Origin of the sequence: Rhizobium sp. CG4 (genome assembly GCF_023701965.1) — a bacterium.
In the GTDB taxonomy this organism is placed as follows: Bacteria; Pseudomonadota; Alphaproteobacteria; order Rhizobiales; family Rhizobiaceae; genus Agrobacterium.
Genome location: NZ_JABAEG010000003.1, coordinates 153,419 through 165,202, shown reverse-complemented (window position 1 = coordinate 165,202; position 11,784 = coordinate 153,419). Strand labels below are relative to the sequence as shown.

Annotated in this window: 11 protein-coding genes and 1 tRNA gene; 4 read left to right on the top strand and 8 right to left on the bottom strand. The window is 55.7% G+C overall.

Annotation, left to right across the window (positions count from 1 at the left end; translation table 11 throughout):
* Positions 1–100 precede the first annotated feature (100 nt).
* From HGO37_RS11025 to HGO37_RS11010, 4 genes are read left to right on the top strand one after another with little or no spacing between them, the layout of a single operon-like run.
* Positions 101–1,378, top strand: a complete 1,278-nt coding sequence (locus HGO37_RS11025) for an imelysin family protein (RefSeq protein WP_250983365.1) — start codon at positions 101–103, stop codon at positions 1,376–1,378.
* A 43-nt stretch (positions 1,379–1,421) separates the two neighbouring features.
* Complete coding sequence (locus HGO37_RS11020) at positions 1,422–2,951, top strand: di-heme oxidoreductase family protein (protein ID WP_250983364.1); 1,530 nt, start codon at positions 1,422–1,424, stop codon at positions 2,949–2,951.
* Positions 2,951–4,072, top strand: a complete 1,122-nt coding sequence (locus HGO37_RS11015; RefSeq protein ID WP_250983363.1) for an imelysin family protein — start codon at positions 2,951–2,953, stop codon at positions 4,070–4,072. The genes HGO37_RS11020 and HGO37_RS11015 overlap by 1 nt, the downstream gene beginning before the upstream one ends.
* Positions 4,073–4,081: 9 nt before the next feature.
* A complete protein-coding gene (locus HGO37_RS11010; protein ID WP_250983362.1) occupies positions 4,082–5,176 on the top strand; it encodes a DUF1513 domain-containing protein in 1,095 nt (364 codons plus the stop codon).
* Positions 5,177–5,187: 11 nt separating this feature from the next.
* On the opposite strand, the gene HGO37_RS11005 is transcribed toward HGO37_RS11010, so the two are convergent.
* From HGO37_RS11005 to HGO37_RS10970, 8 genes are all read right to left on the bottom strand, one after another.
* Positions 5,188–5,970 carry an aspartate/glutamate racemase family protein gene (locus tag HGO37_RS11005; RefSeq protein WP_250983361.1) on the bottom strand — a complete coding sequence of 261 codons (783 nt, stop codon included), beginning with the start codon at positions 5,968–5,970 and terminating at the stop codon, positions 5,188–5,190.
* A 2-nt stretch (positions 5,971–5,972) separates the two neighbouring features.
* Positions 5,973–6,674, bottom strand: a complete 702-nt coding sequence (locus HGO37_RS11000; protein ID WP_250983360.1) for a class I SAM-dependent methyltransferase — start codon at positions 6,672–6,674, stop codon at positions 5,973–5,975.
* A 12-nt stretch (positions 6,675–6,686) separates the two neighbouring features.
* Complete coding sequence (locus HGO37_RS10995) at positions 6,687–7,940, bottom strand: DUF711 family protein (protein WP_250983359.1); 1,254 nt, start codon at positions 7,938–7,940, stop codon at positions 6,687–6,689.
* Entirely contained in the window at positions 7,937–8,608 is a 672-nt protein-coding gene (locus HGO37_RS10990) for a phosphocholine cytidylyltransferase family protein (RefSeq protein WP_250983358.1), read from the bottom strand. Before HGO37_RS10990 ends, HGO37_RS10995 begins: the two co-directional genes overlap by 4 nt.
* Complete coding sequence (locus HGO37_RS10985; RefSeq protein WP_192486724.1) at positions 8,605–8,988, bottom strand: ParB N-terminal domain-containing protein; 384 nt, start codon at positions 8,986–8,988, stop codon at positions 8,605–8,607. Before HGO37_RS10985 ends, HGO37_RS10990 begins: the two co-directional genes overlap by 4 nt.
* Position 8,989: 1 nt before the next feature.
* Positions 8,990–9,742 carry an NTP transferase domain-containing protein gene (locus HGO37_RS10980; RefSeq protein WP_250983357.1) on the bottom strand — a complete coding sequence of 251 codons (753 nt, stop codon included), beginning with the start codon at positions 9,740–9,742 and terminating at the stop codon, positions 8,990–8,992.
* Between the two features lie 103 nt (positions 9,743–9,845).
* The gene (locus tag HGO37_RS10975; protein WP_250983356.1) at positions 9,846–11,426 is read right to left on the bottom strand and encodes a hypothetical protein; all 1,581 of its coding nucleotides are present in this window, start codon (positions 11,424–11,426) and stop codon (positions 9,846–9,848) included.
* Positions 11,427–11,558: 132 nt separating this feature from the next.
* A tRNA-Arg gene (locus HGO37_RS10970) sits at positions 11,559–11,635 on the bottom strand.
* Positions 11,636–11,784: the final 149 nt, after the last annotated feature.

Genomic DNA, 11,784 nt, shown 5'->3' with positions numbered 1-11,784 from the left:
TTGAAAAGGTTCTAAACTAGATAATTTGACACAGGTTTGTGATTGGTTCAGAACTCGGCTGCCCGCGGCGCAGGATATTAGCGTCGCAAAAGGAGGGACCATGATCCGCAAATCCATTCTCGGCGCCACCCTGGCGCTTCTGGCCGCCTCGGCCACATTTACCGCTATTCCTGCCCGTGCAGCGACCGACCCGGCTGCTGTCGTCAAGCATTATGCGGAGCTCGCACATGCCAAATTCGAAGACTCGTTGAACACGGCGAAGGAACTTGAAAAGGCTGTAGACGCGCTGATCGCGACACCAAGCGAAGATACGCTGAAAGCCGCCCGCGTCGCTTGGATCAAGGCGCGTGTTCCTTACCAGCAGTCAGAAGTCTATCGTTTTGGCAACCCGATCGTTGACGAGTGGGAAGGCAAGGTCAATGCCTGGCCGCTGGACGAAGGCCTGATCGATTACGTCGACGCATCCTACGGCACTGAAAGCGATGAAAACGAGCTCTATGTTGCCAATGTGATCGCCAACAAGACGCTGAAAATCAGCGGCGAAGATGTTGATGCCACCAACATCACACCAGAGCTTCTGCAGAGCCTGCATGAAGCCGGTGAAGTTGAGGCCAACGTCGCCACTGGTTACCATTCCATTGAGTTTCTGCTGTGGGGACAGGATCTGAACGGCACCGGCTCTGGTGCAGGCAACCGCCCTTACACCGACTACGACACCAAGAATTGCACCAACGGCAATTGCGACCGCCGCGCTGCCTACCTCAAGGCTGCAACCACGCTGCTGGTTGCTGACCTGCAGGATATGGTCACCGCCTGGGCACCGGAAGGTGAAGCCACCAAGAATGTCACAGCCGATCCCAAAGCAGGCATCACTGCCATCCTGACCGGTATGGGTTCGCTCTCCTATGGTGAGTTGGCAGGTGAGCGCATGAAGCTTGGTCTTTTGCTGCACGATCCCGAAGAAGAGCATGATTGCTTCTCCGACAACACCCATGCCTCGCATCTGAACGATGCTATCGGCATCGCTTCGGCCTACACCGGTGAATACACCCGCGTGGACGGCACCAAGCTGACCGGTCCTTCCGTTTCCGAATTGGTCGCGGAAAAGGACAAGGCGCTGGACGAAGAGGTCAAGGGCAAGCTGAACAAGACGCTGGACGCCATGCATGCCATGGAAAAGCGCGCTGAAGCCGGCGAAGCCTATGACCAGATGATTGGTGAAGGCAACGCTGAAGGCAATGCCGTTGTTCAGGCAGCAATCGACGGTCTCGTTGATCAGACCAAGAGCATCGAGCGCGTGATCACTGCCCTCGACCTCGGCAAGATCGAGTTGGAAGGCTCTGACAGCCTCAACAACCCGAACGCTGTTTTCCAGTAAGAATGAGGAGGGCCGCACATATCCTGTGCGGCCCCGTCCCCCCATGTCCCATTTCCGGCCCTCCCGGTTGCTTCTTTGTGCGTTGGCGGCAACAAGCCTGCTGCGCCCTTCCTTAGCCGATGACAAAACCTCCGCGTTGCGCAGCGATCTTTCAGACGAAGACCGCAACCGCGTGAGTGTGGTCACGGCACCGACGGTGGACTTTTCAAAGCCGGAACCTTTTGAAGCGATGTCTGCTGGAGCAACCACCAGCCGGGCAAAACCAAATAGCGGCGCTTTTTCGCATTTTTCCGCCAATATGCCGTTCGAGCGGCGGCAGGATTTCAAGCTGGGCAATGCGCTGTTTCAGAAATTATGGGTGTCCTCGCCCTCCTCCACACAGGCGTCAGACGGTCTGGGGCCGCTTTATAATGCCCGCTCGTGCCAGAGTTGCCACGTCAATGACGGGCGCGGCCGTCCGCCCCGCGAGGGAGAGGACGCCGTTTCGATGTTTCTGCGGCTGGCCCGCACAGCATCAAGCCAGTCCGAACGAGACGCTATCGCCCGACATGATGTCCTGAATTTTCCCGATCCAATTTATGGCGGGCAATTACAGAACCTCGCCATTCCCGGCTTGAAATCCGAAGGACGGCTGACCGTTACCTATCAGTATATGCCGGTTGTACTTGGTGACGGTGAAGTCATAACACTGCGCAAGCCGACCTATGGCATTAACGCGCTGAACTATGGTCCACTTGATCCCGTCACCACCCTATCGGCACGCATTGCGCAGCCAACACTTGGTCTGGGGCTGATCGAAGCCATCCACGACGACGATATTCTGGCCAAGGCCGACCCTGAAGACCGGGATGGCAACGGCATTTCCGGCAAACCTGCCTGGGTGCGAGACCAAAGAACGGGCGATCTCAAACTCGGCCGTTTTGGCTGGAAAGCGCAAAGCGCCAATGTGCGTGACCAGAGCGCAGCGGCATTCTCCCATGACATCGGCATTTCCACGCCGGACAGACCAAATGCCTATGGTGACTGCACACCCGCACAGACCGACTGTCTTGCCTTGCCGACCGGGGTTCAACCCCGGTTGGGCACGACTGAAGCGCCGGACCCTGTTATGGACCTTGTGACCTTTTATACCGAAAATCTTGCCGTCCCTGCCCGGCGTAAGGTGAGTGACGCTCAGGTTCTGCACGGCAAGGAAATGTTTTATACATCCGGCTGCACGGACTGCCACACGCCGAAATATGTCACGCGGCGCGACGCCACCGACACATTGCAAGCCTTCCAGCTTATCTGGCCCTATTCCGACTTCTTGCTGCACGATATGGGAGATGGTTTGGCCGATGGGCAACAGGTGGGCGAGGCAAACGGCCGGGAATGGCGCACACAGCCTTTGTGGGGCATTGGCCTCACGAAGACCGTCAATGGAAATACGTTTTATCTGCATGACGGGCGCGCACGCGACCTGACCGAAGCCATTCTGTGGCACGGCGGAGAAGCGCAGACGGCACGGGATGCATTTGCAGCCTTGCAAAAATCTGACCGGCAGGCTTTGCTGGCGTTTCTGGAGTCCCTTTGATGCGACCTGTCATGCGAAAAACCTTGTCCCTTCTGCCAATGATGCTGGTTCTGACGGCGTTCCACGCCAAAGCGCAGGATGTGGAACTCTCTCCACCGCCGCCGCTTGATCCTGCCAAGGTGCGGGTCATCATGAAAAAGGCTGTCGATGGCTTTATCAGGCCGGGTTATGCAGCACTTGCCGTGTCTGCAACGTCGTTGGAAGGCAACATGAAAGCACTGTGTGCGGCACCGTCACAGGAAACACTGGATGCTGCTACCGCTGCATTTGCCGACACAGTCAAGAAGTGGTCGACGATCGAAATCGTCCGTGTTGGCCCGGTCATTGAACAGAACCGATTTGAGCGTATCCTGTATTACCCTGATCGCAAGGGCCTCGGTCTCAAGCAGGTTCAGCGTTACCTGACGGAAAAAGACGAAACTGTTACAAATGCGGAGAGCCTGAAGGGCAAAAGCGTTGCCGCGCAGGGTCTGGGCGCACTGGAGTTTGTTCTTTACGGCACCAGTTCCGAAGCGTTGCAACAGGAAAAAGACGGCTTTCGTTGCAGATACGGTGCTGCGGTTGCTGGCAACATTGCCAATGTTGCCAAGGACCTTCAGGCCGTGTGGGACGAGCCGGATGGTGCCGCCAAGAGCTGGACGGAGCCGGGTCAGGACAATCCGGTATTCCGTGATGAGCGGGAAGCGATCGTCGCTCTGCTCGGCATTCTGGTGCACGGCTCGGAAACCATTCGTGACCAGCGCATCGAGACTTTCTACAAGGGTCCGGAAAAGGTGAAATTTCCGCGCACTGCGATCTACTGGCGCTCAGGGCAGACATGGAAAAGCATCGCCGACAACGTCACTGCCGTTCAAAGCCTGATGAAAACAGCTGGCATGGCTGACCTTTTGCCATCCGACCAACGCTCGATCAGCGGCTCCATCGACTTTCTCGCCAAATCCATGGTGCGGGTTGCTGGCACGATCGATCCAGATGTCGAAAAGGCCCTGGCCAATGACGAGCAACGCGCCAAGGTTGATTACCTTCTGCTGAATGGCCGGGATTTCATCTACCGACTGAACGACCAGTACGGCGGAGCTATCGGTCTGAGTTCCGGTTTCTCTTTTTCTGATGGCGACTGAGGCTCAAAGATGACAGGCGCGAAAAGCACTCTGTTGATCGACCGGCGCCATTTCATCAAAGCCGCCGGTGCGTCCTTCCTTGCAGCCCTTGGCCCGCGCTCACTTTATGCGCTCGAGCGGGCTGATGCGGTATTTGCCTCAGGCTTTCGGGCACGCGATGGCTCCTACGGCATTGCGACATTGAGCGAGAGCGGTGAGATCATCGACCGGCTGAAATTGCCAGCACGTGCCCATGGCATGGCCACCTGCCACAGGTCAGGCATGACAGTGGCGTTTGCCCGCCGGCCCGGTACTTTTGCCATGGCCTTCGACCCCGGCGGTGGTGTCGAGCCCATTGTCATGCACACCCCGGAAAATCGACACTTTTACGGGCATGGGCAATTTTCGCCCGATGGTTCCATTCTTTACGCCAGCGAAAACGATTTTGAGGGCAATCGTGGTGTCATTGGCCTTTATGATGCGCGGGACGGTTTCAGGCGCATTGCCGAGTTTGATGCACATGGCATCGGCACCCATGACATGACCGTCAGCGATGACGGACGCCTGCTTGTTATCGCCAATGGTGGCATTGAAACCCATCCAGACTTCGGGCGCACCAAACTCAACATTGACCGCATGCAGCCATCTCTGGTGCTGCTTGATGCCAAAAGCGGGCATCTAGTGCAGAAACACACTATGCCGGAGAAGTTGAGCCAGCTTTCCACGCGTCACGTCGATCTTGGTGAGGATGGGCGCATCTGGTTTGCCTGCCAATACGAAGGACCGCGCAACGACCTGCCGCCGCTGGTCGGATATTTCTCCAAGGGCGAGGATATCACCTTCATTGACCTGCCGGAGGAGACGACCGAACAACTGGCCAATTATGTCGGAGCCATCGCGGTGAACCGCCGTGACGGAGTGGTGGGACTGACCTCACCCAATGGCAATGCTGCAGTCTTGCTTGATGAGACGACAGGCCGCGTTCTGTCGGCAACGACAGTACGAGAGGCGGCAGGCGTTGCCGCTGCGGCCAAGGGAATCATCGTGTCATCTTATGATGGTCATTTTGGCGACAGGCTAACTGATGTGGCTTTCGACCAGCATATTGTCAGGCTGGTCAAATAATCGCTGTCGTATCAGGCGGAAAGCGCTGAAGGTGTCGTGTGGGAAATGGTCTGGCTTTGTTTGCCCATGACGAGCCTGAACGCACTGCCAGCCAGTGCCTGATTGGAATCGAAAACCTTAAGTCCATGCTTTGCAAAACGTGGCATGAGGCTGGTCAGTTCGGTGCAACCGAGCAGAATGGTATCCACCCCTGACAGGCGCAGTTTGGAACACAGACGGTCGAGCCGCTCCAGATTGGCGCCACCAACCACACTGTGAACTTTCACCTCTTCCAGCAGCTGCGAAACAAGCGACTGGTCCTCAGGCGACAGACGGTGGCATGCCATGCCCTGCTTTTCGATTACTGCACCGTATAGATCGAAATCGGCAAGCGACGTCGAGGTGAAAGGCGTTACTAGCTTTGCCTGCTCATGATGGGCAAGGGCAACGGTTTCCTCAACGATATTAGGAACTGGAACAGCTGCGTTTACCGCCCAGCGGTCATAGAGCAGATGCGCGGTATTGCAGGGCAGGACGATGACCGTCGCACCCAAATCCGCCAATTCCCTAATGTTCTCAGCTATGTAAGGCGAAGGGTCACGCTCTCCGAGCTGGAAGTAACGGCCCCGGCTTGGCAACTTGGTGTTGGTGTCCGTGATGACTCGCGGAAAATGCCAGTCCTTGGTGGCTGGAACAAGAGCGTAGAAGGCGCGCAAGAACTCGATGGTCGCCCACGGCGCAACCCCGACAACACCCAGTACGCCTTCGTCTTCCGGCCAGTCTACGTCGCCACCAAGCGGCAGGATCTTCGCCATTTTCAGAAATCCGGCTTGAACTGATAGATGCGCAAACGGGTTTCGGGATATTTATTGAGCGGCGAACCTTCCTCGAACATGTTCTCGTCGCGAACGATGCTGAAACCGGCAGCGGCAAACATGTCGACATATTGCTGGCGTGTACGGTAGGTAGCCGAATAGTTGGACTGGAGATGTTCCGAAAGCCGGTCATTGATCTCATGACGGTTTTCAAGGCCAGTGCCATCGCGCAACAATATTAACGTATTGGAGTTGCACGCCTTGACGAGATTTTTCATCAACTCGTCGGACTGATCATCGTTGAGATAAACGAAAAGACCGGAAATGAAGACGATATCATATGCATCGTCTGCCAGAAATTTCTCGGCTGGCGACACGACGAAGTCAATATTGTCGACGCCCTGACGGACAGCTTCATTGCGACCGATTTCAGCCAGCGGTGCGGAATATTCCACCGCCGTGACGTGCTTGGCGCCACGGGCCGTAAAGCGGAACGTCCACTGACCGACGCCTGCGCCAAGATCAACGATGGTCTTGTCTTTTACATCGCCCAGCCAGTCGAACACTTTTTGTGTTTCGCGGTCGATCTTGAGTTCAAGATTATTTTTGTCTTGCTCAAGATTGGCGATGCTTTCAAAAGCAACCGACTCGAAAGTCGAGGCTCGATCATCCCAGAAGCGTTTGACTTTGTCCTTGTCGAGCATGTTCATTGCGCCTTAGCTATTCAGTGAGTCAGAGAAACGGGGCGAAAGAAGGCCCAGTGAAGGGGTGGAGGTCGCCAGACTGCGATCATGCGCCTGCAAGCCGACAACGCGACTGTCGCACAGAAAGTCCAGGTTAAACTCCGTGAATTCGTTTGGTGATTTGTTCGGAATCGGCAGAACACGCACACCGAGCGGCTTGTGCAGCGACAATGCCATCTGCGCGATATCCAGTGTCAGGCCGGCAATTTCCTCAGGGAAGCTGTTGCCGCTGACCGGCACCATATCAACACCGCAACCACAGACCGCCGACAGGGATACCAGCGCATCCATGTTGATGTTGCGGCGGCTATTGGCGGCGGCAAGCGTGTTGTCTTCCATCAGGGAATACATGACGCCGTTGAAACCGACGCTCAGGGCACCGCTGGCGCGCAACGATGCTCTGATGGCATCGGTGAGCACACCGGTGATGAAAACGCTCCCGTGGCTGCCGACAGGCGCGCCCAGCAGATGTTCGATTAGGGCGGCCACAGACATTTCACCATCCGGGAACGGTGCGAAGGACGCATCCAGCCCTTTGTAAACGGTACCGGTTCTTTCGGCGATCTGCAGACCAAGCTGGTTGATCTCACCCAAAGCTTCACTCAGTCGTTCGACCAAACGATCACGGAACACGTTGATCGGTGGCGCAACGCCCAGTTCTTGCACGACAGAAAGAGCGATACCTGTTGTTTCCAGCGCAAAGCTGAAAGCGATTTCATCACCTTCGTGGCGCGAGAACGGGAAGAATGGCGAGTTGGCCGGCACGCCGCAGGATGCGCCGACCCGGAAATTGTCGAAACCGTTATTGCTCTTGCGGGCAATACGCGTCACCAGAGAGGCGACGTCATTTACCGCCGAGACCGACATCTTGTACTCATCGGCGACGATGAGGTTCATGAACAGACGTGGGAAACGGGTAATGATGTCCAGTGCCGTAGACAGACGCTGGCGTCTTGGACCTTCCTCAACAAAATCGAACGGCAGGCAAAACCAGCGCACATCGGTTTCGGCCGCCAGATTGTCGATCCAACGAAGGGTGGAGAGAACCGTTCCCTCATTTTCACCTTCGAGACCGACAGCCGGAAGCGTGTAACGTATCGTACGTGGCACCATGTTGGCATCGCCAAGAATTTCTCTGGCCGTTGCAATCAGCGCCTTGGCGCCTTCTTCCAGTTCGGCTGGAGACTTGGCGCCAACCGGTATGCCAACCGTTACAGATCTGATCATTGGTTTCGGCACCGTTCCATGAAGTTAAGATAATCGCCGGGCGTGTTGATCTCGACGAAGGGATGATCCTCGACCGCGACAGATGCGACAGGCGCGCCATCACACGGCAGGGTCTGGCCAACGAAGAGGTTGCCGTGGCGTATGCAGAGTTTTTTCCAGCGCTCGAGAAGATCGGAATTGCTGATCTTGAACAGGCCGATTGCCTCGGGGTGGCGCACATTGCGCACCGCGCCCTGATAGGTTTCCTCAACCGTGCCATTGTCGCGCAACATGCAATGGATGGCGGTCAGCGTGCGGTTTTCACGCGCTTCGGTCAGCACCAGATCGGCCGGTGCGGCATCCAGCTTTTCAATCAGCGGACGATCAAAGAACACATCGCCCGACACCACGTAAGTGGGGCGCTCATCCAGTGCCAGACCAAGGCTCATGGCATTGTTGGTCAAGGCCCAGTCGTAGTTCACGACATAGTCGAGCTGCGGATACTGTTCCATGATCTGAACGGCACGGAAGCCGACAACAACTGTGATCTGCTTGCCAGCGAAGGCTTCAATTGCATGGTCAAGGATCGTCTTGCCAGTCTTTGGATGACGGATCAGGATCTTGGTGTAACCATCAAGCTGATGACCACGACCTGCGGCAAGAATGATTGCACGTTCAACACCACTCATCGCAGATCTTCCAGGCTGTAGCTGATGACAGGAAGATCAATCGGGAAACGATGCTTCACAGTCTTGTAAGGATAGATGTCGCCGCTGAGCGCACGCTCGGTGACCATCTTCCAGTCGAATTCGTATTTACCTGGGCGCAGACTCCAGATTTCAACTTCGGCATAGCTGAACTTGACGGCAGGAACGCGCTTGAGACCCAAGGCACGGGCGACCTCCATGCGGTGCTGCCCATCCATGACGAGCGCGTGCTGGTCATCCAGCGCAAGGGGTTTGTTCCAAATCTTTTCGTTCAGAACCTTTTCCTTGAGCCACTCCACGCGGCGCTTGCTGTAGCCTTCGATGTGCTTGAGGCTTTCGACCTCGACGAGTTCGACCTTCACCTTATGCTCCGTGTCCTGCTGTCATTGCTTCAAATTGATGGCTGGCGTTACGGTATGCGGTAACGTCGTTGTAAGAGGCTGCAAAAAATGCGCTGAGGTTAAGCTCGCGACATGGCAGCAGCTCCAGATTTTCCACCCATGGTGTCATGTAATATTGCGCAATGGTGCGCTGCATTGCCTGCTTGCGGATGTACCTGTCTGCCTGAACTTCGTTCTTGCCGACATACAGCGTTCCCAGAAGCTTCGACCACCCCTCGTATTTTGCGTCATATGTGGGGGCATAGACGATATCAATGACATTGCCACCGGCACCGGTTTTCAGCGTGCCACCGGTCAGTTGCTCGCTGTAGAGGCCGCGCGTCGACCATTCGGATGCCGTGCGAGCACCGCGGAAAATGCGCTGCCAACCGGCCTCCTGCATCACGATATCGGTCTCGACAATCTGGTAGCCATGCTGCGGCTGGCGCAAGGCATCGACGCCAATATCCGCCGAGAGGATGTTGGTATCCTCGGCATAACGTTCATTGAATACTGGGCGAACGGCATCGCCATAGGTGGCACGCACGAAGTCTTCAATATCCGTGTTGCGGTATCCGGTCACGATGGTGATATCGCGCGGCTTTGCAGCCACCGCGACATCCAGAATATGCTGCAGGGCAGGTTTACCTGCCACCGGCAACAGCGATTTATGCGTATCGCCCGTCAGTTCCGATAACCGGCTACCCCGTCCCGCCGCCAGAAAAACGATATTCATACCAAGCTCCAAATTACCGCGTCTGCCCCGTGTTTCCGGAGATCATGAGGCCTGCCATTGCTAGTGCCTCAATCTTTTCCCAGGCTGATCTGCAATTGCCAGTTCAAGCCGCAGCAGATGCCCGTTCTTTTCCAAGCCCTTCGGCAATCGCGTCCACAATAACCAGTGCCGACGGACGCTCATTGGGCAGCATGATGTTTTGCAGGCGAGCGCGCGTCTCATTGCGTTCAAGCGGCTTGCCGGCGGCATAGGCGAGAACGGCGGCTTCAGCTTCTGCAAGTGTGTTGACGCTCTCGGCGCAATCCACGGCCAGCTGTCCCAAGGCGTTGAGCTGCACGTGACGGCGCGAGTCGATAAATACCAGCGGTTTGTTGAACAGCTGATATTCGGTCAGGAACGACAGGCCGTCTGTCAGCATGAGATCGGAGGCCGCGAACAGTTCGCCATACTGACCCTCAAAGATCGTGCAGTTTGGCAGGGCCTGCCACTGACGCTTGAATTCATCAAGATTGGCCTGCGACACCAATCCCATGCGCACAACCAGCGCGAACAGTGCCGGGTGCGGCTTTAGCACAAACTGGATATGCGGCGCACGCTGTGCCCAACGCAACATGTCCATATACATGTTATGGAACACACCAAATGCCAGCCAGTCATTACCGACCGAGTGATGCGGTGCCCAGATGACGCGGTAGGGGTTTTCCGGTGTATCCGGCAGCGGCCATTGACCGTGTCCTATCGATCTCAGCAAACGCTCGTGCTTCGGATAGCCCGAAAGGACGAACTTGCTTGGATCCGAATGCTGGAAACTGAGGAAATAAGACTTGGTCTGTTCCGTTTCGCAGAAAACGCGCCACGCAGAGCGGTGATAGGGCTGGTCAAACGCCATCGGCGAAATGGTTGTCGGCAGCGCTTCGGAGTGGCTGAACTTCTGCACGATCGACATGCCGTAAGGCACGATGCAAAGGCGGGTAAAGGCAAGTTCTGCCGTGCTGAATGCCGGCGGGTAATCACGATCCCAATGCGACTGGCGGAAAATGACATCCGGCGCCAGAAACCGCAGTGTTTCCTGTGCTTCGGTAAAGTTCTGCGTGCCAAGGCGAACATGCTCAATACCGAGATTGGTCAGGGCACGGCTGACAACATCCTCACCATTATAGCTGTTATCGCCCGGGAAGGCGCGATTGATACTGACGACAACGGGCTCAAAACGGTCGTCGGCACGCATGGCGCGATAAATGTCGACCTGCGCATCCCAGGACTCAATCATGTGAACAAGAAACACGCTGCGGATCCTGCCGGACGCGACAGGAAGCTTGCGAAGACTGGTCTGCGCCAACTGGCGCAGCACACGGTAATGTTCTGCCGCAGCCTGCTCGCTTTTCGTACCGATGTCCTTCAGGCCACCGGCAACCGCTTCCGTCAGCTTGACGCTCGACTGCATCAGATCATTGGTCTTGTAGATGATTGCTTCCGCCGCACTACGCAACTCCTGAACGTTGACCTGCTGACCTTCCAGAGTTTCCTCACGAAACCGCTGAAAAAACTTGATCAGTTCGACCATAATCTCATCATTGACCTGCTGGCGCTCGGAGAGCGACGCAACGCTGGCCAGAAGCTCATCGAGCTTATGATTGATTGAATTCAGGGGATCGGAAGAGAGATGGGAAACAGTATTGTCCATTGTGAACTTTCGCCTAGGTGTCGGCGAAATATTTCATCAATGGCTTGTGCCAAACTGACGTGACAATACCAAGCTACAACAGCAGGCGCTGATCAAAGGTCATTTTTAACATATTGAAATTGAAGGAAGAAATGGCGCACCCGAAGAGATTCGAACTCCTGACCCTCAGATTCGTAGTCTGATGCTCTATCCAGCTGAGCTACGGGTGCGTAACGCGAAGACTTGTTTTGCTTGCGTGGCGATCCTCTAAAACGTCCTCTGACTGAATGCAAGCGCTTTTCGTCATAAATTTGCATTTTAAGCCATTATGCGGTGCAAAAACTTTGAAAACTCGGCAGAAAAATCCCTAAAATATATT